This is a genomic window from Winogradskyella bathintestinalis, assembly GCF_030407435.1.
Taxonomy (GTDB): domain Bacteria; phylum Bacteroidota; class Bacteroidia; order Flavobacteriales; family Flavobacteriaceae; genus Winogradskyella; species Winogradskyella bathintestinalis.
In genome coordinates this window covers 839,479-865,129 of record NZ_JASDDK010000002.1, presented here as the reverse complement: position 1 = coordinate 865,129, position 25,651 = coordinate 839,479, and the positions used below count along the sequence as shown (strand labels likewise).

Below are 25,651 nucleotides of genomic sequence, written 5' to 3'. Positions count from 1 at the left end.
TTGTATATATTGGTTTCTGAACGCAACTAAACGAATATTATTATAGACAAAATACAAATTATATAAAGTTCCTGTTCAGTTAACTTATAAAGTAAACGAATAGTGAGAATCCCAAAGAAAGCATGAAATACATTGTACAAATAAGCAGAATATTAACTGGTGTTTTATTTATCATATCAGGATTTATAAAACTAAATGACCCTCTTGGGTTTTCTTATAAATTACAAGAATACTTTGGTTCAGATGTTTTAAATATTGAATTTTTAATTCCTTATGCCTTAGGGATTTCGGTAATTGTAGTAGTATTTGAAGTCGTTTTAGGAGTGTTTCTCTTAATTGGTTACAAGCCTAAATTTACAGTTTGGAGTTTACTACTAATGATTGTTTTCTTTACGTTTTTAACGTTTTATTCAGCCTACTTTGATAAAGTTAAAGATTGTGGTTGTTTTGGTGATGCACTAAAATTAACACCTTGGGAGAGTTTTACAAAAGATATTATATTATTAGTGCTTATTTTAATATTATTCTTAGGGGTAAAACACATTAAGCCAATTTTTACAAAATTACCTACAACGGTTATAGCATTGTTAACGTTTATAGCGTCACTTTGGTTTGGATACCACGTGCTAATGCATCTACCTGCAATTGATTTTAGAGCTTATGCCATTGGCAAAAATTTACAGAATCAAATGACTACGCCAGAAGGTGCACCTAAAGCTGTCTCGGAATATACATGGACGTTTAAAATTAATGGTGAAGAACAAGAATTTGTCACTAACGGTAGTTATCCGCAAGTAGAGGGTGAATACGTTGGAGTAGAAACTGAGGTTGTTGATGAGGGTTATATTCCACCAATTCAAGATTTTACAATTGAATCTGATGATGAAGATTTAACCGATTATTTCTTAGAAAAAGATAACTTGGTGATAATTACTATGTATGCTATTTCTAAAGGAGAAGTAGAAGGGATAGCGAAGTTAAAGTCATTTTCGGAAAAGGCACTCAAAAAAGGTTACACGGTTATCGGTTTAACCTCTTCTGGATCTGCTGATAAAGCATGGATAAAAGCAGAATATAATCTTAATTTTGATTTTTATCTTTGCGATGAAAAAGTAGTTAAGACTATAGTGCGGGCTAATCCTGGAGTAATCATATTAAACAAAGGTACCGTTATTGATAAGGCACATTGGAATGATATAGAGGATGTTGATCTTTAGATAACAATAACGTTTACGGTTTAGTAATTTTTAAGTAAAAATTTACTTTTTAATAATTAACGCCTTTATTGTCTAAACGGCAAATAAGGTGATAAACGAACTAAAAATTAGAGCCCTAAAAGTTTAATATTTAGTTGGTGTAATATGTAATTTTAAAATAAAAATCTTTTTGATAGGATACCTTCTAAATAAAATTGGTTATGCGTTCATCACCTTAATTGGTGTCATTACTGTAATTTTCTTTTTATTTACCATTTTACCAGGCGATCCTGCAAAAATGATGTTAGGTCAAAATCAGTCTGAAGAACAAGTTCTAGCCGTAAAACAAAAATATGGTTTCGATAAACCAATTAGGACGCAGTTTTTATATTACCTAAATGATTTATCACCGGTGTCATTTCATTCAAATCATACAACAGATTACACCTTCTTAAGCCCAAATAAATATACAGCAACAGAATTATTTACTTTAGGCCAAACTACTACGGTTATTAAATTCCCTTATTTACGCGAGTCTTTTACAAAACAAGGTAAGAAAGTAACCGAAGTAATTTTAGAAACCATTCCAAATACATTTGTTTTAGCTGTTTCCGCAATTATTATTGCAATATCTCTAGGTATCATTTTTGGTATCATTTCGGCACTATATAAAGATACTTGGGTCGATAAAACCATTCAGGTTTTAAGTACGTTTGGCATGAGCGTACCTTCATTTTTTAGTGCTATATTATTTGCATGGTTATTCGGTTTTGTGTTGTACAAATACACCAATTTAGAAATGACAGGCAGTTTATACGAACTAGATGACTTTGGTGATAAAATGACTATAGAGTGGAAAAATTTAATACTACCAGCCATTGTTTTAGGGATTCGTCCATTAGCCGTGGTCATTCAACTGATGCGAAATTCATTGTTAGAAGTAATGAATCAAGACTATATAAGAACCGCTAGAGCAAAAGGCTTAACTGAATTTCAAGTTATAAAAAATCACGCCGTTAAAAATGCCTTAAATCCTGTTGTTACGGCTATATCTGGTTGGTTTGCATCCATGCTGGCAGGGGCAGTGTTTGTGGAATATATTTTTGGTTGGAATGGATTAGGCAAGGAAATCGTTAATGCGCTAAACACCTTAGATCTACCCGTTATAATGGGGGCAGTATTAGTTATTGCTATTGTTTTTATAACTATTAATATTTTTGTCGATATTATTTACGCTTGGTTAGATCCAAGAGTTAAATTATCTTGATTTCTTACGCAAGCAGCAGTCGCTTTAAAGAATAAGCAGTAATTAAATATTGAATTCTCATTAATGTAATTGCTTCCAAGTTATATCATTATTTAGGAATTTCTAATAACCTTCTGTTAATTGAATGATTGCAATCGGCTGTCTTTCTTCATAATTGTATTATTTTTGTGATAGAATTATCCGTACAATTTAAGGGTTACATTTATCATAGCCCAAAATCTTTAGGATTAAAAATAAAATGAAGTTTAACTTAATAAGACACCTACTTTTGTGGGCCATATTATGAGAAAAAAGATAGTTGCAGGAAACTGGAAAATGAATAATGATTTAGCGCAAACCGAAGCGTTAATTACAGCGTTAAGAAACGAAGCAAAAACGTCAGATGCTGAGGTTATGATAGCACCAACATTCACCAATCTTTGGAGAGCATTTCAGACATTAAAAAATACTGATATTGAAGTTGTAGCGCAGAATATGCATTTTGCCGAAAATGGGGCATACACAGGGGAAATTAGTGCGGCAATGTTAACGAGTATTGGTATTACGACGGTTATTCTTGGTCATAGCGAACGTCGAGCTTATTTCAACGAGACAGATGACTCATTAGCCAAAAAAGTGGATGCAGCTTTAAACAATGATATCCGGATTATTTTCTGTTTCGGGGAAGAACTGAACGACAGAAAATCTGGAAATGAAGAATCAGTTGTAGAAAATCAAATTAAAAATGCATTATTTCATTTAGATGCTGAGGCTTTTAAAAACATCGTTTTAGCTTACGAGCCTGTTTGGGCTATTGGAACAGGCGAAACGGCAAGTCCGGAACAAGCACAAGATATGCATGCTTTTATTAGAAAAACTTTAGCTGATAAGTACGGGAATAATATTGCAGACTCAGTTTCTATCCTATATGGTGGCAGTGTAAAACCGGCCAATGCTAAAGAAATATTTTCTAAACCAGATGTAGATGGTGGTCTTATAGGTGGAGCTGCTCTAAAAGCAGACGATTTTTTTGCTATAGTAAATGCATTTTAAACCTTAAATTATTTGGGCGTTACTTTTTGAAATCTTGTCAGGTTTTTATAGCCTAACAAGATCTCAAAAAGTCGCATCATCCACTATATCTTTTTATTTGGTGACTTTCACTAAGTTCAACCCCCAAATAAAGAGGATGCCGTTTCTACTGCTAACGCATGCTATCAGAATTAAGTCATTTGCATTGAAGTGGGTAAAGCTTTAATCGAGAATCATAAACTTTATATTAATAAATTATAATGTCCAATCCCATATACTTAGGTTACAATTTTATAATAAGTCCATTACAACCAGCAACCGAAATCTTAATTGCAGAACTTGGATATGCGGGTTTCGAAAGTTTTGTAGAAACAGAAGAGGGCGTAACGGCATATATTCAAAAAGAAGAATGGAGCGAGAATATCTTAGATGATATCTATATTTTAAATTCAGATGAATTTACCATTACGTACGATTTCAAAGAAATAGAGCAAACCAATTGGAATATCGAGTGGGAGAAAAATTTCAATCCTATTATTGTTGACGATTTAGTTTCAGTGCGTGCTCCATTTCATGAAAAGCCAAATACAAAATATGATTTAGTCATAGAACCAAAAATGAGCTTCGGTACCGGACATCACGAAACCACTCACATGATGATTCAACATATATTAAAAAATGATTTTAATGGTAAATCTATTTTAGATATGGGATGTGGTACAGGAGTATTAGCAATTTTAACAGAGAAGGTAGGTGCTACAAAAATCGATGCTATAGATATTGATAATTGGTGTTATCTCAACAGTTTAGAAAATGTCGATCGAAATAATTGTGAGAATATATCGGTTTATGAAGGAGATGTGACATTGTTAGAAGGTAAAAAATATGATAGTATTATTGCCAACATTAACAGAAACATACTATTAGCCGATATCGCAAGTTATGCGAAATGTTTAAATGAAAATGGGGAGCTGTTTTTAAGCGGTTTTTATGAAGAAGACATTCCAATTATTGAAAAGGAATGTCATAAACAGATGTTAAAATTGGCGGAAACTATACAAAAAGGACGTTGGGTTTCGTTAAAATTTATAAATTAGTATAGTTTAATAGGAAATTAACTGTCTTACTGAGCGCTGTTTTTTAGTGCTTATTATTAGACTATCTCAAACCCGTTAAAGCAAGATGAGCATAAAAGAAAAACAATCTGTAGAACTTCTATTAAAGGAAGAGACCGTAAAAGAAAACGAAATAGTATTATTCAACGACGAGGTCAATACGTTTGATCATGTTATTAATACGCTTATTTACGCTTGCGACCACATGCCAGAACAAGCTGAGCAGTGTGCATTGTTAGTACATTACAAAGGTAAATGTACTGTGAAAACGGGATCTTACGACGATTTAGAGCCAAGATGCTCTAAACTTTTACAAGCAGGATTGAGTGCAGAAATAGTGTAGCTTAAAAAATAATGCTTTCTTATTATATAGCCCTGTCTAGATTTAATACTAGACAGGGCTATATATTTACAATGTTGTCGGACAAACAAAATCAGTTGTTGGCAAATCAGTTTTTTTAATTGCCCCAAATCCACCTGCAATATCCACTAAATTGTTAAACCCTCTAGCCTTTAAAATTGAAGCTGCAATAACGGAACGATAACCACCAGCACAGTGTACATAGTACGTTTTATTTTTATCAACTTCATTCATCTTCTCATTAATAAAATCTAATGATAAGTGCTGAGCCTCTTCTAAATGCATCGATTGGTATTCCCCGTCTTTACGTACATCTAAAATATTGAGTGATTGTTTTTTAGCTTTATCTGCAAATTCTTCTGCGGAAATAGAGGCCAAGGCTTCAATGTCTTTGCCTGCATTTCTCCAAGCGTCTATGCCGCCCTCGAGATACCCTAGAGTATTATCGTAACCTACACGAGATAATCTTGTAATTGCTTCTTCCGATTTACCTTCAGGAACTACTAGAATTAAAGGTTGATTTATATCCGTAATTAACGCACCAACCCATGGGGCAAATCCACCATTTAAGCCTATAAAGATCGAATTAGGTATATGTCCTTTTATAAAATCTGCTTGTGGTCTTACGTCTAAGACTAAAGCAGACTCATGGTTTGCCATAGCTTCAAATTCTTCTGGCTTAAGAGCTACATTTCCAGTTTGTAAGACGTTATCAAAATTATTATAACCCATTTTATTCAACATAGCATTTTTTGCAAAGTATTGCGGTGGTGGTGCAATACCATCTAATACTTCTTTTACAAAATCGGCTTTGGTCATATTTTGTCGTAAAGCGTAATTTGTTTTTTTCTGCTCGCCCAAAATACCGACGGTTTCCTTACTTAAATTCTTACCGCAGGCAGAACCAGCTCCATGAGCAGGATAAACAATAACATCATCAGCCAAAGGCATAATTTTATGTCGCAATGAATCATATAACATCTCAGCTAAATCTTCTTTTGTAAGATCTGATTTTATAGCTAAATCTGGGCGTCCAACGTCACCTAGGAATAACGTATCCCCAGAGAAAATAGCGTGATCTTTTCCGTTTTCATCAATTAATAAATAGGTTACGGATTCTAAAGTGTGACCCGGGGTGTGTAATACTTTAATGGTTACTTTACCCAGTTTTAATACTTCTCCATCTTTTGCAGAATGCATGTCGTAATCCGTGGTGGCCCCTGGGCCAAAAACAATAGTAGCACCAGTTTCGTTAGCTAAGTCCACATGTCCAGAAACAAAATCAGCATGAAAATGGGTTTCCAAAATATATTCAATGTTCGCATTGTTAGCTTTTGCTTTGTCTATATATTGTTGAACTTCCCTTAACGGATCAATTATAGCAACTTCCCCATCAGATTCAATATAGTATGCACCTTGTGCTAAACAGCCTGTATATAATTGTTCTATTTTCATAAGTTTTTATTTAGTGTACTGCAAAGTTAATAAACTTGAAATTTTTGAAGTGTTACATTGGTCACAAAGTGTCATCTTTGTTAAAACTAATTTTCTTCTCTTAAGAATTATTAAAATAGCTCTCTGTATACAATGTAGATGGCCATAATAATTGTAAAATAACCGAACCCTTTTTTTAGTTTTTTGCCACTTATAAATTTTGAAAAATAGCTACCTATAAAGATTCCTATGATAGAAATAAATGTGAAAGTTAAAAGAAACGGCCAGTTAATATCTATATTAGATAAATCACCCAGAAATCCGAATAGTGAGTTCACGGCAATTACAAAAAGTGAAGTGCCTACAGCCTTTTTCATTGGTAGTTTGCCTATAAGAACCAAAGTAGGAATAATTAAAAATCCACCACCAGCACCGACAATACCAGAAAAAACGCCAATAACGGTAGCTTGTACTGCAATTATTGGATAATTGTAGAATAAATTTTGTTTTTCGGTAGTCATTATGTTTTTTCGGCCTCTAATCATAGAATAACTGGCGAGTAACATGACCACCGAAAAAAATATCATAATGAAAATATCATTCGTAACAGTAAAACTATTAAGGGTAAAAACCACATCGGGAATGATAGGAACAAAATACCGTCGGGTTAAATAGACCACTATAAAAGCCGGAATGGCAAAGACGATCGCCGTTTTTAAGTCTACTAAACCTTTCTTATAATTTTGAAAGGCACCAAAAACAGAAGTGGTACCCACAACAAACAAAGAATAGGCAGTGGCGACGAGTGGGTTCAAGCCAATGAGATATACCATAATCGGAACGGTTAAAATAGATCCGCCTCCACCAATTAAACCGAGCACCAGTCCCACAACTAAGGCTCCAAGATATCCTAATAGTTCAATAAATGCCATTTATAGATATTATTTGTAGGTTGGTGTAAAGTTAACCGAACGCCATAATACAGTAGTAAAACTAGCAATAAGCACCGAAAGTGATACAACACTAGTTGAAATAGATCTGAGCTCAGAATTAATTATTAAAATTATCCAACCTAATAGGTATATTGTATTTCGCACAGTATAAGATGTCAAAACCTTTACATTTATTGGTGTTTTTAAAAATATAAGGTCTTCGGTAATTGGTTTTCTGTATTTAGAAATCATGCATCAAAAATAACATTTTAAAAATTTGAAATAAATAGTTTGGTGGTCTTTTAATAAAAGTATTATATTTGCACCCACTTAAAAAGGCCTCGTGGCGCAACTGAATAGCGCACTTGATTACGGCTCAAGAGGTTACAGGTTTGAATCCTGTCGAGGTCACTAAACGGGAATTTTCAATATTATTTTGAAAGTTCCCGTTTTTATTTTCTCCTAACTTATCTGATAAACAGGCGATTTGAGCAAAAATAGAGTTCACTCTAAAAGTTTGAACTCTCTTGTTTTTGAAGTCATACCCTAAACCGTCTGGAAAGACCATATATTGAAGTTTTCTTTTTACTTCAATATCTCCTGAACTCCATAATAGCGGTAGATTGAGTGCATACTTCAATGCAATATTTATCGACTTCTTAAGGTTTGAACTATCGAAGCTATGTTTTGATAAATTTTTCTTTTTTTGATTAACTTCTGCTACCAACTTAGTTCTGAATCTATCATATTGAGACTTATTTATTTCTTCAAAAACATAACGTTCTTCTAAACGATCTAACTTCATTTCAATAGCGACTATACCACTTGATAGTTCTTTGGTCTCTTTAATGGCTTCTTCATTCATACTTACAAAAGTGTCGTAAACCATTTCCTTTAATGGTGCTACAAACTTCTTATCCTTTAGCTTGTAGGTCTCTAAAAGCTCTAAAAACTCTTGATGTAGTTTCTTAGCACTTCTATTCTCCTTACTTCCCTTACGACGATTCTTATAATAGTAGAGCCCTTTTTTCTTTACGATAAACCCTGTGTAAGGAGTTCCACAAGTTGTGGACTTCAGGAAAGTTTTTAGAGGCAGGTTTTCATCATCTACGCAGTATTTTCTGGTCTCAGTTCCTGTATTCAATAGGTTATGAATTTTAAGAAATAACTCTTTAGTAATCATAGGCTGATGATTGCCTTCAATAACTTCTCCTGGTATGAGGCTATTAACTATAAGTCCACAATAGAATGGATTTCTAAATAAAACGCTCAATCTCTTATCATTTATTTTAAGCCCTTTCTCCTGTAATTTATTTGCGATTTCAACGTGAGACATATTGCTGTTTGCTTTCCACAAGAAAGCCTGCTTCAATAGCCTTCCTTCTTTAGTAATAACAAATTTGGGAGTTTTTCCTTTTCCTGGATTGGCATTTGTGTAGCCAAACGGATATGCGCCTGTCCAATGTCCTTTGCGAAGTTTCTCTTGCATTCCAGACACAGATTTATCTCTTCTCAATTCATTATCAAACTGAGAAAACATATAATAAAGATTTTGTTGGAATGATCCTGCACTTGTAGAAGTATCGACCTCTTGGGTAGCTGATATTGTGACAATACCTTGTCTTTTTAACTGATCACTTATGTAAGCACCATTTGCTCCAGTTCTTGAAAATCTATCGTAAGAATAGACAATGATATAGCCTACGTTACTTCTTCGCTTTACATAATTAAGCATCTTTTGAAATTCCTTACGCTCATCACTTTTAGCTGACTCATAGGTTCCTCCGAAATATTCACTTACCTCAAGTCCTTTTTTATTTGCAAGCTCCTTACAGTACTTTAATTGAGTTTCTAAACTGGCGTTGTTCTCTGCTTGTTCTTTGGTAGATACTCTTGTGTACACATTCCATCAAATAGAGAACGCTTTCAGATAAAACTGACCATTAGGGCATTGATGCCTTTTGAGTTGGGAATTCGTGTGTATGATCCTGAGCATCCTAACAGTTATTACTTTAGGAGAAAAGCCGCTTTCGCGAAAGCGAACTCAAAACGAGAATTTGTGATCGCACTGCCAGTCTCTCCAGAAGTACTGGAAATGGAAGTCTTTGATAAAAACCACGCAGATGACGATGCATTTGAGATCGTCAATGTGAAAATTGAAAAGATGCCAGCACTGGCTGTCTGGGCAACTGACGACCAACATCGCTTTTTAGAATTTGCGATTCAGTTTGCGCAAAAAGCAGGTTACGTACCTCCTGGTTTTTATGAAAGTAAAGACAACGAATTTCTATTTCAATATTTAGATAAAATAACAGATCCTTTTGGCGCAGAGCTTATCACACCAGCGAGAACACATCGCAAAATGCCGAGAGTTCAAATCTCACAACGTTTGTTTAAATCGTACACCATTCCTATTCGTGTGGCGATTTTAGCGCACGAAGGCTGTCATTGGTTCTTAAATACACGCAGTCAAACTACCGCAGATTTATGCGGAATGAAACAATACCTCGATTATGGTTTCCCAACCATTGAAGCGGTGTATGCAGTAACAAAAGTGTTTGGGAAAAATCCAGAAATTGTTGGTGCATCTCAAATTGAGCGTACCAAAGATGTTATCAATTTTATAGAAAATTACAGAGCCAATGAGTATTAGAGCACCATATACTTGGTTAGACAAGCAAGCAAGTTTAAAACGTTTTTATGCGCAGCTTCAGAAAGATAATGAGGTTATTCAAGTAACGGTTACCAATCATACTAGGGATATTAGAGAAGTGTGCCTTTGGGGAGCACAATCTGATAAGGAAATTACGGCTGATAAGAGTTTTAAAAATACCTTTGATAAAACACTCGAGACTGAACAAAATCCTATTGATGTTATTTTTAATGAAGCTAGTGATAAATACTGCATTATCAATGAAGGTGCTGATGCGATGACCGTACTAACAGCGGAAGGAGTTATCGATAATGTAATTGATTTAAATACGAATTCTAATGTGGATATTAAAGGTCCTATAAAAATAGCTTATAACTCAAATCCTTCTCATCCAAATTATGGAGATATCGCAATTGCTTGTAGACGAGCTGACCAAATATTGATTCTAGATCATTCAGGTCAAGTGAAAGAAATAGTCAATACTGGCGTAGAACCGGTTGATGTGATTTTCAATACCTATAACAATCGCTTTTATGTAGCTAATTCTAAATCAACGTATCTAACAATGATTGATCAAAGTTATCAATCGTATCAATTAGATGGTTTTGCAATTCCACTAAATTTAGGTTTTAACAATTCTAATGGAGATGTTTTAGTAAATGATTTCGGCTTAAAGGAGATTCATTTGATAAGTGAATCTGGAGAATTAAAAAATAAAATAAACGGTATTGAAACCGAGCGTTTATCTATTGATTTTGATATGGATAATAATTCCTTCTATGCCGCAAGTTTCACAAGCGATGAAATCTATGTCATTAATGCCAACTCTCTGGATATCGATTTTAAATATCTTGGAATTTCTAAACCTAGTCAACTGATATTTGAGAGTGACAGTAAACTTATAAGAGTTTTAAGTCAATCTGATTCAACTTTGAAAACCCTTAGTTTAAATTTTACCATAATTGGTAGCGAAGAAATTGTTGACTTTGACAACTTCAGTTTTGATGGACCTTCAATAATCTATTTAAGCTCCGCTAAAAGTCAAATTCAAATCAAAGGAACTTTTCAAAGTCCTACCGTTACGGTAAACGAGGAATATTATGAAGATCGTCAAGATTTTCAATACAATCCTGCAATGGTTCGCCACGTAAAGTTAGTTGCTTCTGGAGAAGACCGCATCAATGCACTTCAGATTATAGAGAAATCCGTCACTGGTACTGAATTCTGTAAAACCATCTCTTTAAGCAATAGCCAGAGTCCGCAAAACTTTGCTAACGTGTCAGAAGTATTTGACTTTGATGGCAACTTAATAGATGGACACGTGACCTGGTGTTTTAAGATCAATCCTCTGCAGCAAGTGACTTTTCTAATTTATTACAATCAAATCGAGATGTATAATCTACTTCCCGAAAAATCAAGAATATCTACTGGTGTCCAAATGAGTAAAGGCATTCCAGTATCGTGGCTCGATAACCCTAAAGACGAGCCACCTAATGAGCCAACTTATTAATATAGCCTTAAGCCAATACGGTGTAACCGAAATTGTGGGCAAAGAGCACAATCCTATTGTTCTCAACTACTTCAAAGAAATAGGACACACTTGGGTCACAACCGATGAAACCGCTTGGTGCTCTGCCTTTATAAATTGGGTAGCGCTCAAGGCGAAAGTAGAACGAAGTAATAAACTAACCGCTCGTTCTTGGTTGCAAGTTGGTGCGGAAATCAACCAACCACAACTTAATGATGTGGTCATCTTCTGGCGTCATAAGAAATCGAGTTGGAAAGGTCACCTAGGTCTTTTTATTAGCTATTCCGAAGACAAAAAACACATCTATGTCTTGGGTGGCAATCAGAATAATCAAGTCAACATCAAGAAATATCCTGTCTATCGCTTATTGGGCTTTAGACGCTTATCAGCTATAAACTCTTAAATCACGAAAGATGCAAAAAGTAGATTATCTCATCATACAAAGTACAGACACCAGCGAAGCGAAAGACTTTGGCAAGGAAATCATTATCAATCAGCACACGCTACCAAAAGATAAAGGCGGTTTTGGATGGAATCGTCCAGGCATTGATTATCTCGTGCTTCAAGATGGTGTGTTACAAACCATCATTAGCGAAGACAGCCCAACAACTACAGATTTATGGGGCATCTCTCACGGACAAAACGGTATCACGGGAATTGCCAAACACATTGCTTACGTAGGTGGCAGAACACTCAAGGAAGCTTGGGACAAAGACACGCGTACCGATGAACAAAAACAGTCACTCGAAGCGATTGTAAAGTTCTATATACTGCGCTTTCCAGACATCATTATCGCAGGTTTTAAAGAGATTCCTGCCAAAGCAGATGAAGATAGCCCAGGATTTGAAGTAGCAGAATGGCTCAGAGAATTAGACATTCCCGAGCATAATATTTACAAGAGAAAGTAAATGAAAACGATTTTGACATTAGGCGTTGGTTTTTGGTTGGGCAGACAGCTGTATATCAATTATGATAAGCGTACCGCTTTAAGAAAAGAAGCGCAACTCAAAGCTCGCCTTCAGCAATTTTTAGAAAAGAACGATTTCAGTAAAACCGATAGCAAAAAACACAGTAATACCATTTTCAGGAGTAATTAATGGCGATACAAGTAAACATAGATAACCGCATTTTTTTAGTTCCAGAAGCAGACGACCCGTGTGACTTCTGGACAAGCTATTTCGCCAAACTAAAAAGCGAATTAGGTCAAGAAAATGCAAAAATGATATGGCTCATTACTTGGAAATCTAATGGTGCAGTAACCTGCACTACGAGTCCCAACTTCAACAAATGGCTCCATCAAAACAACCTTGATGTTTCCAATATGGCAACCAGAACCATTGCCGATTTATCTGAAATCGGTGGTAATATTTTTGGCTTGGGGAAAAGTTTGACAAAGGTATTATCGATTGGTGTTCCTGTGATACTTGCGGTTGTGTTAGTTGGAGTTATCGTACTTCTTAAAAATTCAGCAAAGAATGCAGATGTATCAGATTTAGCAATGCTCACACCTGCAGGTCGTGGCTTAAAACTGTTGGGCAAATGAGTATGACGTATAAAATTATAGGCGCCAGTGTGGGAACACTATTTATAGGAACCACGTTTTTCTCAATGAGAAAGCGCAGTCGTGACTTACGTACCAGCAAATTACTGACTGCTATTCAAGCACAAATTCAACCAATTTCAAGCGGACTGACCTCGCAAAACGCTTTTGATATTCATTTTTTGAATAAGGTGTTACAGACCGTAAATCGCGAAGTTTTGGTGCTAAAAACAAGTACGGCTTCTCGCTATGCAGACCAGATTCACAAAGCTTGGGGAAGCTGGTATCAAGGTGGCGATGATGAAGAACAAGTCTACGGAGTGTTCCGAAAGATGAAGGATAAAGTTCAGGTCTCTCAAGTGGCAAAAGCCTACCAAGAAACCTATTCTAAAAACCTTATTGATACGCTCAAAGACCGCTTTGACAAGGAAGAAATAACCATAGTGCTCAACATTGTGAAGGCGCTACCTAATTACAGAACAGCTTAATATGGAAATCTCAAAAACAGGATGGTGGATGATAGGTGGCGCAGGACTTGGCGTTATCGGGATAGCTGTTTTTGTTACGCTTTCGCGAAAGCGTACAAAGCAACAAGCACTGCAATCCACAACAACCGCATCTATTGGAACTGGTGTGCAAGTCACTACTGGAAATGTAGGAACTACCAAACAAGAACCGAACTGGAACAGTCCATTTGATATGAACTACCTCACAGATGTCCAGAAATGGGTAGCGCCCAAAAGCATTCAAGTACTGGATGATGCTTCGGCTAAGAAACTGGCTAAAATCATTAAGGATGCGAAAGGCACTTTTAATGACGATGAAGAGGCTATCAAAGATGTTTTCGGTAAAAAGTTGCGTGATAAAACGCAAATCGCCAGTCTTTCTAAAGCCTATTATCAGCTCTATAAAAAAGATATGTGGCAACACTTGAATAGCTTTTTAAGCCAAAGCGAAATGAAAGAATACGTTTCAAATTATGTGCAACGCCTTCCTAATTATCAATCATAAATCGAACCAATGAAACAGAAATCAACAACAACGAATCCATCATTTATGGCTAAAAACAAAGACCTTTTAGTGGTAGGTGGTGTTATCGTGGTACTCGCTGGAGCGGCTACAGCGTATTATTATATGACCAAGAAAAAGGAGAAAAAAGAAGCTGAATTAGCAACTGCTTCTTCATCAGGAATTACAACAGTTCCAAGTAGTTCATCAAGCTACCAAACGCCTCCTTTTATTCCGAGTTCCTCAACATCATCGAGTTCTGGAACTAAACCAATTATTACCAAAACAGGATATCCTATTAAATATGGAAGCCGTCATCCTGACGTGAAAATATTGCAACGCTATCTTAAAATCTATAAAGAAGATTTAGGTAAGACAGGACCAAAACGTGATGGTGTAGATGGGCAATTTGGTCCTAAAACTTCAAGAGCGGCACAAAAGCGATTAAAGAAAACAGTATTCACTCAAGCCGACATCGCAGGAATGCGAAAAGCGCTGTCAAGTCTCGGGAAATAATGAGCGAACAAACAATGCAAAAAGGATTGCTTATCGCTGGTGGGCTTTTGGGATTAGGATTGTTGGGTTACGTCCTCTTTAGAGATAAAGAAGAAACGGTTGAGGGTGCCGAATTTACAATCGTCGAGGAATCTCAACCTGTAAAAGTTGAGAAACCTATTCCGCAGAAAAAAGAAGTTTCTGTGGTTGAAATGAAGCCTGTAGTTCCTTTAGAAAAAGAAAAGAAAGCAATCTCAATCAAGCCCGAAGTACTGCCAGAACCCAATGATGATTTCCCATTAAAATTAGGAAGCAAAGGAGAACGTGTTCATCAATTACGAGTCTATCTCTTAAAAAATCACGGTGCTGCAAAAGGCTTAATCACAGATGAATTTGATGCTATTACTGAAGAACGTGTTTTGAGGTTCTATAAAGTAAAAGAGGTTTCAGAACAGCTGTTTAACGAACGCAATATGGGCAACATAAAAAAGCAACAAAAAGATGGCGGAAAAGCGAAGCATTAAAGAGTTAATAGATGGTCTGGTAGATAAAGATGGCATCAAGACGGAAGTTACAGTAACACTGACCAATCAAACATTAACCAAGATTGTTCTCGCTTTGTTGGCTTCGGGAGCAACTATAGTTGTAGTGGCTCATTTGACTAAGAATCTATTTCCAAATCATCAAATAGCTGCGTTGCAAGCAGATATTAAAAGCATAAAAGAAACCCTAAAAACACAATTCAAATGATAGAAATTTTATCACACATCTCCAATTATTTAAACAGCCTGGATTGGGCTTACATTTTCACATTCATCGTCATTGCCTATGGTCTCAACCATTACCGCTCGACCAACTTCTTCTATGAAGTTTTTAAGCTTAAAATAGCAACACGCTATCGTGTTCTTATCATTGGCATTATTTACGGAGTCGCTTTGTATTTCATAAGAGGTTATCAGATTAAAATGATTGAATGTTTGTTGCAATCGTTTGCTTTTGCGCTGGTGTTTCACAAACTATTATTGGAGAAATTTTTAAACAAACTATTTCAAACCAAACCAAAGGAGTAATGAAGTTTTGGAAACCTTTTTTATTAGTGCTTTGGATTGCAGGAATTATTGTCTTGCTCATCTTTTACATCATTCCGCAAGAGGAAGCTTTGAACAATGAAACCATTCAAAAACTTGAAAAAGAAAACGAACTGCTTACGGTTAAAAACGTAAGCCTTGATGAAGAAATAAAAAAGCTTAAAAAGCAAACTGATAGCTTAACTGGTAAGATAGTTTTAAGCCATAAAACGATTCAAAATTTACAAAATGCATTGGATGAAAAAATTAATACTATTGATAGGATGTCTGCTCTGGACTTGTATGAGTATTTCTCAGGATTTACAGCCGATAGTACAAGACTTAAACAATAAGAAATACTTCTGTTTTGACTTATCCCAATCTAAGTATTTGGCAAAGCGATTAGAGTTCAGTCTTTATCAAGATAGTATTATTGATACGCTACAACTACGCAACTATAGATGGCAGTATTTAACTCAAAAAAAGGATACCATCATTTTTAAGCTTGAGCAAAAGGTTGAAAACCTTGTAATTATTAAGGACAATGATGCATCACATATTCAAGAACTGAACTTGACTATAAAAAAACAAAACAAGCAAATAAAAAGAGGTAAGCTGGAGCGCTGGTTTTTTGGCGGTGGCTTACTCATACTAACTGGAATAATAATAGCAAAATAGCGCTTTTACGACCTGTGCTGAGCGGTGTCGAAGTAAATCGTAAAATAAAAAATGGATTTAATTAAAATACTTGCAATTGTACTGGGCGCTACTGGGTTCTGGAAACTCATTGAGATGCTATTGCAATATGGGATGCAAAAGCGTCTTAAAAGTGCTGAAATACGCAATCTCAATGTTCAGGCAAATAGTCTTGTGGTAGAAAACTATAAGCTATGGTCTGAGAATATGGAAAAGCGGTTGAAACAACTGGAAAGCAAGAATACATTGATGAATAAAACGATTACCAAGCAAAGAGATCGAATAACAGATCTTGAAAGATACATTGAGCAATTAGAGGCCGAAATTCAATTATATAACAAACAGAAAAACAATGAACGTGGATAAAGGAAACAACACCTTGAACTATATTTTTGGGGCGTTTATACTGCTAAGCGCTGTAAAAATAAGTTCGGATTTATTCTTGAGATACAAGAAAAGTAAAGAAACAGCAAAAGGTTGTGGCTGTGGTAAAAAGTAACAATCAACATATCTATGTTGGATTAGGCACCTTGTCAATTTTGATGATAGGTGCTTTTGTTATTTACAGAAAATCAAAAACGAAGTTGGTTAAAAATCGAGTGGTGCAAATCCATCAACGACCGATCGATTTATCGGTTTTTGATAGTCCAGATCTTCCTGGCTCTGGTAATTGTATGGATAGGCAACTAATCTTTATGCTTCAGCAACTGGAAGCTAGAACAGGATATCCCATTTTTGAATGGATCAACTCTGGAGCTCGTAGCCCATCACACAACAAGAAAGTAGGCGGTGTTTCCAGTTCGTCTCATAAAATACCAACTTGTAAAGCTGTAGATATCAAAGCTCAATCTACGTTTATCCGCAATCACTTAGTCTCTGTAGCTCGTGATGTCGGTTTTAAGCGCATTGGAGTAGGTAGAACCTTTGTCCATCTTGATACTGATGATATGAAGTCGCAGTATGTTGCTTGGGGCTATCCAAGTGGGACGCCTGCGGAGGTTAATCCTTTTGTTTAGGTTTTAAATTAATTACTTTACTTTGTCTTAAAAAAGTATTGTGACAAGAATTAAGACAAAGGAAATTGAGCAACTACAGATTGAACGCTTTATATCAAACGTGAAGCACGGTATCATATTTCAGACATTAGAAGCGTCTGAAACACCAGATTTTACTGCGGAGACAACTGATAAAATCATATCTATAGAACATACGAGATTCATTAACAATCAAAGTAAAATGATTGAAGTCTACCGGCAAAGTATTATCGATGCAGCACGACTTAAATTTGAGGATAAGTACGATGTGGATTTGCAATGTATGTTCAGGTACTCTGATGCCGTGATGGACAAGCGACATTTTAAAAACCATTATATTGACTTGTTTTTCAATCTTGTAGAAACTATTTATTTAGCAAATAAGGGAAGAGATTTTAGAGTTTGTACTAAACATTGCAAGTTGGAAAATGAATTTGTAGATAGTATCAATGTGAGCTCAGATACTACTTGGAGTAACTGGCAATCTGTAGGTGCATATCTGGTAAAGCCAATAGATTACAAAGATGTACAACGTGTAATAAATCAAAAAGCCAGTCTAATTACCCAATACCCAAATAATATTGATGAAAAATGGCTTGTTATTATTGCTGGCTTAGGACATCGATCATCAGGATACAGATTCGATTTACTCGATAAGTCATCAATTGATAAAAACGGTTTTGATCGTATTTATTTTTTTGATGATAGATCTGAAGATACTATTGAGATTGTTTAATTGGAATTAAAGACTAATGATACCATTTCTTTCAGATTATTATCCTCTTCGGTAATCCACTGGTTATTTTCTATTAATTTCTTTAAAATAGTTTTGTGCTTTGTATCTAAGTCTTTTATGTCAAGATTAGAATAATTTTCAGGATTATCCATATCTGCCCATAAGCTTTTATGTTCAGACTTTACGATGCTTTTTGGACTTGCGGTTGGATATAACAACTTAATATTAGGGATAATTTTTTTTATCATATTAAAAATGAGTAAGCCATCATAATCCCAGTCTGCGGAGTAATAAATTGGTAAACCTCTGTTATCTGTGAATTTTAATTTATCAATATTTTTACCGCCAGCATACCATAATTCATACCCATATTTTTGTGGTAATGATGGCCTTTTTAAAAAGTCTAAATTTTCACAAAGTATTATTAGATTAGCTTTTTCGCATAGTAGCTTGTACATATACTGCTGATCTTTATCATCTGCAAGTTCTTCAATTTGAAGTATTTGTTTTATAGCATCTATGAGCGATTTCTTTCCGAGCAAATACTTTTCATTTTTAAAAAACATAGAAGATACATTTCGTACGGTTTCTTCATTCTTTTTTATTTGATCACGGATAGGGATAAGCTGACCATTATCCATACGTCTCTTCATATCAATAAGCTTAATGATATCTGATTCCTCAAATCTTGTTTGGGGTTTTAGAAGTTCATTAGTCTCTAAGAAATTTAAATAGTGTTTATATTTTTCCAAATGATCCTTCTCATACATTTCAAAAAAATCTTCGTCATCAGAGTAATAGCACCTGTAACCTTCCTTGATTTCCTTAGTTTCCTCCAATAGATGTTGGAAAAAGGAATCTTTTATCAAGGTCTCTTTTATTTTTGTTTGCCTTGTTTGATATAATTCATTCAAGGATTTTAATGCTATCCAATTCATTAGGAATTAACTGTTTCTATATAGTCTATAAGATCTTTTCTGTTCTCGTTTGTTTTAAAGTAACTGCTAGGCGGTGAATGATTAATATTAGAATCCTCATATCCCTCAATCAAATGATGTAAGTACCACCCTTCATTTTCACTTGAGCCATATGGCTCTGGTGTCATCGTGAGCATCTGGTAGCCAAATTCTTTTGCAATATTAGGGAATGTATTAAAGTTGCCCTTGTCCATATTTGACACTTCTTCAAGAATCAAAAACTTAACACCTTTATTATCATCTTTTTGCACAATTGAAAGTCGACCAATACCTAATAATACCAGCGCCGTATAACTTTGTCCAGTACTTCCAGTTTGATCAATGCCATCTTTATCTAATAATCTGGTGCTTAAATCGAAATAAGTCTTAGGGTCTAATAAGTCTGAAAATTTTATTTTCTCTCGATGAGATGTAGCTTCCGCGAAAATATTTTCTACAAAACTCTCTACAGATCCCGAGAACTGTAATTCTCCTTCAGAATAAGCTGCTTGGGTTGATGATTGCAAATTTTTCATCCAATCTATTTTAAACGTTTCGTTAGGGATAAAATCAATTTTAAAATGATATTTGTCACTTATCAGTCGCTCATCAAAAAAGTCATTCAAGTCTTCTACTGTTTTCTCGAAGTCTTTATATTTTATTTTGGTCATCTTAAAAATACGAAGCATTGCTTGTATGATGGCTTCCATCACTTTAGTTCTATTGCTATTTGCTTTTTTTAATGCTGGGCCAAGATTTTCAGTGTATTTAATTTTAGGACCTAATAGAATTAGCTCCAAGACATTGAATGAATAATTTTTATCATTCATTTGATTTTTTACTTCTAAATCATCTTTAGTGGTATCGAACTGCGATGACGCTTTTCCATAAGCAGTAATATAGCTATCTCTTTGGTCGTTATAATCCTCAAGTAAATTATTTAAATTGAAATCTGTAAGATTTTTAGGCTTCAGTTCTTCTATATTCAGTTCACTAAACTGCTTTTTGAAAGAATCAAGAGAATTTTCAAATTTTACTTTAGTCTCTTTACTATCTTTTTTTAAGGATGATAGAAGTTTTCCTAAAGTTTCTAAATTTTCCTCCTTTTGTTTTATTGTCCCTTTAGATGTCTTATGCTTTGATTCTAGCCTTTGATAATCTGAATATTTACTTGATACTTGTTTAGAAAAGGAAGATAATTGAACATCAATATCTTCATCTGTAATTAGAATCGGTATTTGTAATCTTAGATTTTCTAGCACATTAAATGAGGCAGTGAGACTATCCTTATCTTTTGTGATTTTTGAAGCAAGTTTTTTTGATATACTCATCCCTTCTTTCGAGGATTCATAAAGAGAAAAATCTTTCAAATCTTTATTAATATTCTTTAAAGCCTCAATCAAAGATGAATCATAGGAATCTCCCTGCTCAAATTTCTGAATCTCTATAAGTTCGGCTTGAATCGATGCAATTTCATTATTTAATGCTATCTGTTTTTTAGCTTTAGCATCCTTCATTTCAGAAGTGTCTGCAAAAATTTGATTTTCTTCAGAGTAAGGGACAAAAGTCTGTAGTTTGCCGACCTTAAACCAGTAACCAGAATTGACTTTATCTTCTCTAATATTTGCTTCTTCTATCAGAGTGATGTCAGTTGTAAATTGCGAGTCCCTTATTGGGTTATCAGGTTCTTTCCAAGACACTTTTTTAAGTAATCCAAATAGAACGGTTTCTTGTGCTTTCGTCAAATTATTCCCTTCTTTTACGATTTGAGCTATTAATGAACCTTCATCACCAGCATCTAAAATTCGATGTAGTGTTTGCAATTCATCCAAGCTCTTATTCTTTTCGGACTTATAGAGGTCTATTTTTTCAATTTGTGATTGAGTTTTACTTCTTAAATTTTCTATACTTTCATATTTATCTATTACGCCGTTTAAATTTTCGATTTTTTCAATAATTAAGTCGTTACCATAGTTATCGATATTTATGTCATAAATATTGGAATGATCAATAGTAGGCAGCTCTATTTTTTGAAGCGCGTCAAGGTTTTTTAATTGTTGCGATCTTTCTTTTAAAACATCCTTATACTCATTGAAAGGTTTAAGGGCTTTGGAAAAGGATTGATGTTCTTCTTCCATTGATTTCATTTCTTTTTTTACTTCTGGAAGTGCCTTTTTGAGTATATCGATTTTATTTGTTTCGTCCTTGATCTTTTTTTCTGTTGAATCATATTCAGAAGCAACTTTTTCATAGCTCTCATAGTTCAAATGATACGTTGCAGTGAGATAATTTATCTGCGCCGTATCTTTTAGTAGCTGTAGCTCTTTTAGGTTGCCCAATACTTTTTGTTTGAGCTCAATCGTTTTTATATCTTCATCAAGCTCATTGTACTCATCTATAAGTTTTTCTAGTTTCTCTTTGTTCGACTTGTATTTGGACTGTAGTGTTTCAAGGCTATTTTCAAATAAGAAATCTTTTAAGATTTTATCGCTTTCGGTATCTAATGAATTAGCTTTTGAAAAGGATTGTATCACTTTCGCGAAAGCGTCAAGGTTTTCATTGATGGCAAGATTAATAGGAATTAATTCATTTTTATATAAAAACTCATAGTAATCTTTTTTATCATCTAAGTCTGTAAAGGATTTTAAGTAGCCCTTTTTATTATTTCTTAAGTGTTTTGCAAGCTGCTGTATAGGTAGGAAATGACCATCTTTCAAAAAATCTTTGCTATAAGCTAGCTGATCAGCATTTAGAGAAAGTGCTTCGAGTTCTTTTTTATCATTTTCATTGTATGCCTGATTGAGAATCCAAAAGGATTTTAATGGCCTACTGCGCTTATTACCAATATTGGTTCCTATAGTTATAAACTCTCCTTCCTTAAATTCTATGTGGATAAATACATAGGCATCGTCAGTTTTGTAAGGTAAAGTGTGTATGTGCCTGTCTTTATTTTTGAAACTTTCTGTTCCAAAATTTATTTTGCTCTTTTGACCTATAAAAATGAGTTGAAATAAATCTGCGATTAATGATTTACCGATACCATTGTTTCCGGTAAAATCCGTTCTTACACGATGTAGTAAATAGTCCTGATTGTAATGCTGTCTAACTCCGACTGTGGATAAGGAAAAAATTCTTGGATATTCTATCATTGGATCTGACTAAGGTATTTCTCACTGAATTGAGTGAAGTTTGTAATTTCATCTTCATATAGTTTTTGGAATCTGATTATGGGCTCTCTCAATTCAAAATGAATTTCTTCACCATCTTCAATGCCTAAGTTAGTAATCCAACCTAACTTATTAAAGTCCCTTAAAACACTCTTAAACGGCTTAATCACTTTAATAGACCAGTCTCCCTCAGTATAATCATCTTGCACTTTATTGAAGAAAAGTTTTTTGTACAAAATGTTATTGTCACTTTCTTTAATCTCCTTTTTTATATCAACGAAACGTACTTCTTTTTTATTTTCAAAATATTTCTCGTAATACATATTGAGTAAAATAATGCCTACTAATGTTTGTTTTGGAGTTAATTTTTTGTGGCGAGAAGTATGAGAAAGTGCTCCTTTGGAATCTTCCGGATAGTCAACATAATAGTATTTAGAATTCTCTCTGGTTTCTATTATCAGCTCAAGACCATAGAGTTTTTCATAATAGAATGATAACTCGTTATAATAATCTTTAAGTAATTTATATAGATAGAAACGGTCTTTCTGTATGTGTCTTCCAGAGAGTAATTCTATGTTTAAGTCTGCAAAGTGCTCTTGTACATCAGAATTTTCTAAAAAAGTAAAATTGTGTTTTATCTTTTTATTATTTTCATCTTCCATAATGCTATATTTTCTGATTTTGAGGACTCTGGTAATTCTCTATCAATTTCAATTTTGTACTCATTATCTTGCCTCGCAAATGCTATAAGTTCAAATCCCACCTTAAGTGCAATAAGGGAGTCTTTCTCTTTTGCAGCGATATCATAAAAATGTTTACTAAAATCGATTTCTTCATTCTGAAGCAAACGCTCTTTAAAATGACTAATCCATTTTGCAGTATTTTCTTGTCTAGTTAATTCTTCATTAAGTTTAAGCATCTGCGAGTTCAGATGTTTCTGATTGATCTGAGGCTTAATCACATAGCTCTTTTGGATTCCAAATTCTTCGTAATATTCAAGCCCAATGTGTTTAAAACGCTCAGCTACCATAGACTTGATGGGGAATATCACAGGTAGTTTGACACCTTCTTTTTTTGAAAAGCTTGCTTGTTCCAATGTGAATTTTAAAAATCGCTTTAAATTTACTCTAATTACAGATTTGTTTTTAAAGTTATCTTGAACAGTAATTAGCTGCGTACTTGCATATGCAGACCTATCTAAAAGCTGACCTAATTTATATTCTACTTCGACAAAAAATTCATCTACCTTCTTTTTTATCGATACAGACGTATTATAGTCTTCCTTAAAAACTTTATGCGTTTCGCGTTGTTCGTTCGTTTTAAAATCAGGTAGGCTATTTTTCCTCTCAAGAAAATAAGTGACTACTTTTTCTATTTCCTCGTCTAGCCTATTACTTATGAGCAACGTGTCTTTTATTTCATCACTTTTAGCTGTGATTTTTTCAAATAAAACTGAAACATTTTCAGCTGTTTCAAGCGCTGAGTCCTCATCTTGGTTAATATATGCATTAAGCTCTTCGATAGCTCTGTTTACATAGTCTTTAAGTGATTCTAAATGGTCAAGGATTACGGTGCCACTGTTTCCTTCAAAATTAAATTCGTACCACCTATTAAAATCATCTATAGTAATAATTTCAATAGCTTCGAAATCTGCAAGCTTTTTGAATGTATCACGTAAGGGGAATTTAGCATAAGGACTATAAAGCCTGTTATCTATGAGTTTTATAAACTTTTGCGCAAAATCAGTCAATGCGTATTTAAAACGTTCCTCTCTGGGATGTTCTAAATAGTATTTTAGTAAACCATTTACAATTGCATCCGTATGAGGTGTAGCCTTTAAGTCCAACTCAGATGCTTCTTTTATACATCTCTCTATTTCTTTATAACTAAAATGTTTATCGATTTGCTTTTCAATAACTTTTTTGTGTAAAAGATAAATCGTTATGCCCTCAACTTTTTTAGGTATTAAGCTGGAGTATGATGAGTGTATGTCTGTTAAATCGAAATCTATAATTGGTTAATTTTAATGATTTTAAGCTTACTAAGTTAAAAGAAATTCATTATGATAGGCGTCTGACTAAGCATAAAAATTAAGATTATTATAGTATTCCTTGTTATCTTATGACATTAAGATTTGCAATCCATTATGTTACACGCAGTAAAAGAAATTGAACAATTATTTGAACAAGCTATTGAAACCAGTGAGTTCGATGTCGTACTCACGCTTATAAACTATAAGGGTATAAGTTCACAAAACCTTAATTCCAATTTACTAGAATTTTTTGATGCTATCCCTTTTTATACGAAGTTATACAGAGAACTAGAAGGCAAGGAAAAAGCGAGAATGGGTTTGCAGCTATATTCAACATTTTTTGAAAACAGTGATTTCTATAATATGATAGGTAGCCTTTGTCGTATCACGCTTGGGTATAAAGGATCTTCTTATCTTTTTTGGAAAACTCGTAAATACGAAAGACTATTAGGTATAGGGGAAAAGCAAGATTTCTTAATGGAATTGTTTGCAGATACCGAGAAGCAAAGTTTAATTAACTTTTACGAGACTGTTCATTTTAAGGAAATCAGAAATTCATTTTTTCATTCAGCTTATTCTATAGAAGAGAATGAATACGTTATGCACGATACAGAACCTATGTTAGTAGATGGGATGAATAAAATGTCTTTTGATATTCCATCATTCTTTTATCCCAAAGTAGAAGCAGTAATACTATTATTTGATGCTTTTAAAAAGTGCTATTGGGATTTGTGGAATGGGTATAATGAAGACAAGATTGTAGACGCTTATTTCCCTAACCCATGTAAGGCAACAATTATTGGTTTAGATGAAGGACTCAAGGGATTTAGAATAAAAGATTCTGTAAGCCTTTATGGTAAACTTCACGACTCTGGTATTTGGTATGATGAAGAATACAAATTCTGGTCAGGACGTAATATCCAAATGAATATGGCTCGTATCGAGGAAATAGAAATAGACGACCAGCTAAAACGTTATGAAAGCAAAGAGAACATTGTAAAAAACGATAAGGACTTCTTTAACCTTGTAGATATGATAAGAGAGAAACAAGATCCTAAAACTTTGCGTCGAGCAACAATTTTACTTCTTAAATAGGGTGATTTTAAAAAGGATCAAATGGAAGCCGAAGAAAATCCATACAAGAAGAAGAGCTTTCCTAATATAATATTACCCTATTATAGATTGGCTATGGAAATAGGAGGTCAATTTTTTAAAGATATTGATAAATTCAACAAAACCATCAAGTCTTTAGAAACCGATAGTTAAGGTAGTTTACACTGGTGCTTAAATTTATTAATGATGATTAGGGTTATATCCTGATTTAAAAAGTTCGAACTCTGTCCCATTTTTATTTACTCTTAAGTTATATGAAATTGAGTTGATTGCGCTAAAATTTAACTATTACTCAACCTCAACCAATATT

The 25,651-nt window shown here is 34.2% G+C and carries 31 protein-coding genes and 1 tRNA gene; 24 read left to right on the top strand and 8 right to left on the bottom strand.

Translation table 11 applies throughout. The features are described 5' to 3' along the window. Positions 1-122: 122 nt before the first annotated feature. The 5 genes from QMA06_RS08765 to QMA06_RS08745 all read left to right on the top strand — a co-directional run bounded on the left by QMA06_RS08765 (position 123) and on the right by QMA06_RS08745 (position 4,932). The gene (locus QMA06_RS08765) at positions 123-1,217 is read left to right on the top strand and encodes a BT_3928 family protein (protein WP_290206458.1); all 1,095 of its coding nucleotides are present in this window, start codon (positions 123-125) and stop codon (positions 1,215-1,217) included. A gap of 169 nt (positions 1,218-1,386) precedes the next feature. Then, entirely contained in the window at positions 1,387-2,463 is a 1,077-nt protein-coding gene (locus QMA06_RS08760) for an ABC transporter permease (RefSeq protein ID WP_290206457.1), read from the top strand. A gap of 282 nt (positions 2,464-2,745) precedes the next feature. After that, positions 2,746-3,495, top strand: a complete 750-nt coding sequence (gene tpiA, locus QMA06_RS08755; RefSeq protein WP_290206456.1) for a triose-phosphate isomerase — start codon at positions 2,746-2,748, stop codon at positions 3,493-3,495. 239 nt (positions 3,496-3,734) lie between these two features. Continuing rightward, entirely contained in the window at positions 3,735-4,571 is an 837-nt protein-coding gene (gene prmA / locus QMA06_RS08750; protein ID WP_290206455.1) for a 50S ribosomal protein L11 methyltransferase, read from the top strand. 85 nt (positions 4,572-4,656) lie between these two features. Further along, positions 4,657-4,932: an ATP-dependent Clp protease adaptor ClpS gene (locus QMA06_RS08745; protein WP_290206454.1), complete on the top strand. Its 276-nt coding sequence runs from the start codon at positions 4,657-4,659 to the stop codon at positions 4,930-4,932. 66 nt (positions 4,933-4,998) lie between these two features. Here the strand turns inward: QMA06_RS08745 and QMA06_RS08740 are convergent, their stop codons facing one another. Beyond that, entirely contained in the window at positions 4,999-6,405 is a 1,407-nt protein-coding gene (locus QMA06_RS08740; RefSeq protein WP_290206453.1) for an MBL fold metallo-hydrolase, read from the bottom strand. 110 nt (positions 6,406-6,515) lie between these two features. Beyond that, entirely contained in the window at positions 6,516-7,316 is an 801-nt protein-coding gene (locus tag QMA06_RS08735; RefSeq protein WP_290206452.1) for a sulfite exporter TauE/SafE family protein, read from the bottom strand. Positions 7,317-7,653: 337 nt separating this feature from the next. On the opposite strand from QMA06_RS08735, the gene QMA06_RS08730 reads away from it, so the two are divergent. Beyond that, positions 7,654-7,727, top strand: a tRNA-Arg gene (locus QMA06_RS08730). On the opposite strand, the gene QMA06_RS08725 is transcribed toward QMA06_RS08730, so the two are convergent. Continuing rightward, on the bottom strand, positions 7,693-9,219 hold the full coding sequence (locus tag QMA06_RS08725; protein WP_290206451.1) for a recombinase family protein: 1,527 nt from the start codon (positions 9,217-9,219) through the stop codon (positions 7,693-7,695). The two genes, QMA06_RS08730 and QMA06_RS08725, sit on opposite strands and share 35 nt — an antisense overlap. Between QMA06_RS08725 and QMA06_RS08720 the strand changes: the two genes are divergently transcribed. The 11 genes from QMA06_RS08720 to QMA06_RS08670 all read left to right on the top strand — a co-directional run bounded on the left by QMA06_RS08720 (position 9,190) and on the right by QMA06_RS08670 (position 15,290). After that, positions 9,190-9,969 carry a hypothetical protein gene (locus QMA06_RS08720; RefSeq protein WP_290206450.1) on the top strand — a complete coding sequence of 260 codons (780 nt, stop codon included), beginning with the start codon at positions 9,190-9,192 and terminating at the stop codon, positions 9,967-9,969. The genes QMA06_RS08725 and QMA06_RS08720 overlap by 30 nt on opposite strands. Continuing rightward, complete coding sequence (locus QMA06_RS08715) at positions 9,959-11,479, top strand: YncE family protein (protein ID WP_290206449.1); 1,521 nt, start codon at positions 9,959-9,961, stop codon at positions 11,477-11,479. Before QMA06_RS08720 ends, QMA06_RS08715 begins: the two co-directional genes overlap by 11 nt. Then, entirely contained in the window at positions 11,463-11,900 is a 438-nt protein-coding gene (locus QMA06_RS08710) for a TIGR02594 family protein (protein ID WP_290206448.1), read from the top strand. The genes QMA06_RS08715 and QMA06_RS08710 overlap by 17 nt, the downstream gene beginning before the upstream one ends. Positions 11,901-11,910: 10 nt before the next feature. Then, a complete protein-coding gene (locus tag QMA06_RS08705; RefSeq protein WP_290206447.1) occupies positions 11,911-12,405 on the top strand; it encodes an N-acetylmuramoyl-L-alanine amidase in 495 nt (164 codons plus the stop codon). Then, the gene (locus tag QMA06_RS08700; RefSeq protein WP_290206446.1) at positions 12,406-12,594 is read left to right on the top strand and encodes a hypothetical protein; all 189 of its coding nucleotides are present in this window, start codon (positions 12,406-12,408) and stop codon (positions 12,592-12,594) included. It begins immediately after the preceding gene. Next, the gene (locus QMA06_RS08695) at positions 12,594-13,040 is read left to right on the top strand and encodes a hypothetical protein (RefSeq protein ID WP_290206445.1); all 447 of its coding nucleotides are present in this window, start codon (positions 12,594-12,596) and stop codon (positions 13,038-13,040) included. The genes QMA06_RS08700 and QMA06_RS08695 overlap by 1 nt, the downstream gene beginning before the upstream one ends. A gap of 179 nt (positions 13,041-13,219) precedes the next feature. After that, entirely contained in the window at positions 13,220-13,525 is a 306-nt protein-coding gene (locus tag QMA06_RS08690) for a hypothetical protein (RefSeq protein ID WP_290206444.1), read from the top strand. Position 13,526: 1 nt separating this feature from the next. Continuing rightward, positions 13,527-14,048, top strand: a complete 522-nt coding sequence (locus QMA06_RS08685) for a hypothetical protein (RefSeq protein ID WP_290206443.1) — start codon at positions 13,527-13,529, stop codon at positions 14,046-14,048. Positions 14,049-14,057: 9 nt separating this feature from the next. Continuing rightward, the gene (locus QMA06_RS08680; protein ID WP_290206442.1) at positions 14,058-14,561 is read left to right on the top strand and encodes a peptidoglycan-binding domain-containing protein; all 504 of its coding nucleotides are present in this window, start codon (positions 14,058-14,060) and stop codon (positions 14,559-14,561) included. Continuing rightward, complete coding sequence (locus QMA06_RS08675) at positions 14,561-15,064, top strand: hypothetical protein (protein ID WP_290206441.1); 504 nt, start codon at positions 14,561-14,563, stop codon at positions 15,062-15,064. Before QMA06_RS08680 ends, QMA06_RS08675 begins: the two co-directional genes overlap by 1 nt. Then, on the top strand, positions 15,042-15,290 hold the full coding sequence (locus QMA06_RS08670; protein WP_290206440.1) for a hypothetical protein: 249 nt from the start codon (positions 15,042-15,044) through the stop codon (positions 15,288-15,290). Before QMA06_RS08675 ends, QMA06_RS08670 begins: the two co-directional genes overlap by 23 nt. A gap of 29 nt (positions 15,291-15,319) precedes the next feature. Here QMA06_RS08670 and QMA06_RS08665 read toward each other — a convergent pair whose 3' ends face one another. After that, the gene (locus QMA06_RS08665; protein WP_290206439.1) at positions 15,320-15,526 is read right to left on the bottom strand and encodes a hypothetical protein; all 207 of its coding nucleotides are present in this window, start codon (positions 15,524-15,526) and stop codon (positions 15,320-15,322) included. Here QMA06_RS08665 and QMA06_RS08660 point away from each other — a divergent pair. The 5 genes from QMA06_RS08660 (at position 15,514) to QMA06_RS08640 (ending at position 18,073) form a co-directional block, all read left to right on the top strand. Then, positions 15,514-15,960, top strand: coding sequence for a hypothetical protein (locus QMA06_RS08660; RefSeq protein WP_290206438.1), 447 nt, complete (start codon positions 15,514-15,516; stop codon positions 15,958-15,960). The genes QMA06_RS08665 and QMA06_RS08660 overlap by 13 nt on opposite strands. A 37-nt stretch (positions 15,961-15,997) precedes the next feature. Next, the gene (locus QMA06_RS08655) at positions 15,998-16,285 is read left to right on the top strand and encodes a hypothetical protein (protein ID WP_290206437.1); all 288 of its coding nucleotides are present in this window, start codon (positions 15,998-16,000) and stop codon (positions 16,283-16,285) included. A gap of 51 nt (positions 16,286-16,336) precedes the next feature. Continuing rightward, positions 16,337-16,669: a hypothetical protein gene (locus QMA06_RS08650; RefSeq protein ID WP_290206436.1), complete on the top strand. Its 333-nt coding sequence runs from the start codon at positions 16,337-16,339 to the stop codon at positions 16,667-16,669. 119 nt (positions 16,670-16,788) lie between these two features. After that, positions 16,789-17,319, top strand: coding sequence for a D-Ala-D-Ala carboxypeptidase family metallohydrolase (locus QMA06_RS08645; RefSeq protein WP_290206435.1), 531 nt, complete (start codon positions 16,789-16,791; stop codon positions 17,317-17,319). Positions 17,320-17,359: 40 nt separating this feature from the next. Continuing rightward, positions 17,360-18,073 (top strand): hypothetical protein, encoded by a 714-nt coding sequence (locus tag QMA06_RS08640; protein ID WP_290206434.1) that lies wholly within the window; start codon positions 17,360-17,362, stop codon positions 18,071-18,073. On the opposite strand, the gene QMA06_RS08635 is transcribed toward QMA06_RS08640, so the two are convergent. The 4 genes from QMA06_RS08635 to QMA06_RS08620 are packed head-to-tail and all read right to left on the bottom strand — an operon-like array spanning position 18,070 to position 24,042. Then, entirely contained in the window at positions 18,070-19,011 is a 942-nt protein-coding gene (locus QMA06_RS08635) for a hypothetical protein (RefSeq protein WP_290206433.1), read from the bottom strand. The two genes, QMA06_RS08640 and QMA06_RS08635, sit on opposite strands and share 4 nt — an antisense overlap. Then, positions 19,011-22,178, bottom strand: coding sequence for a hypothetical protein (locus tag QMA06_RS08630; RefSeq protein WP_290206432.1), 3,168 nt, complete (start codon positions 22,176-22,178; stop codon positions 19,011-19,013). Before QMA06_RS08630 ends, QMA06_RS08635 begins: the two co-directional genes overlap by 1 nt. Beyond that, positions 22,175-22,858: a condensin complex protein MksE gene (locus QMA06_RS08625; protein WP_186844095.1), complete on the bottom strand. Its 684-nt coding sequence runs from the start codon at positions 22,856-22,858 to the stop codon at positions 22,175-22,177. Before QMA06_RS08625 ends, QMA06_RS08630 begins: the two co-directional genes overlap by 4 nt. Continuing rightward, the gene (locus QMA06_RS08620; RefSeq protein WP_186844094.1) at positions 22,831-24,042 is read right to left on the bottom strand and encodes a hypothetical protein; all 1,212 of its coding nucleotides are present in this window, start codon (positions 24,040-24,042) and stop codon (positions 22,831-22,833) included. Before QMA06_RS08620 ends, QMA06_RS08625 begins: the two co-directional genes overlap by 28 nt. Before the next feature lie 300 nt (positions 24,043-24,342). Between QMA06_RS08620 and QMA06_RS08615 the strand changes: the two genes are divergently transcribed. Then, the gene (locus tag QMA06_RS08615) at positions 24,343-25,323 is read left to right on the top strand and encodes a hypothetical protein (RefSeq protein WP_186844093.1); all 981 of its coding nucleotides are present in this window, start codon (positions 24,343-24,345) and stop codon (positions 25,321-25,323) included. Positions 25,324-25,344: 21 nt separating this feature from the next. Beyond that, positions 25,345-25,494 carry a hypothetical protein gene (locus QMA06_RS08610; protein WP_186844092.1) on the top strand — a complete coding sequence of 50 codons (150 nt, stop codon included), beginning with the start codon at positions 25,345-25,347 and terminating at the stop codon, positions 25,492-25,494. The last annotated feature ends 157 nt before the right edge of the window (positions 25,495-25,651 follow it).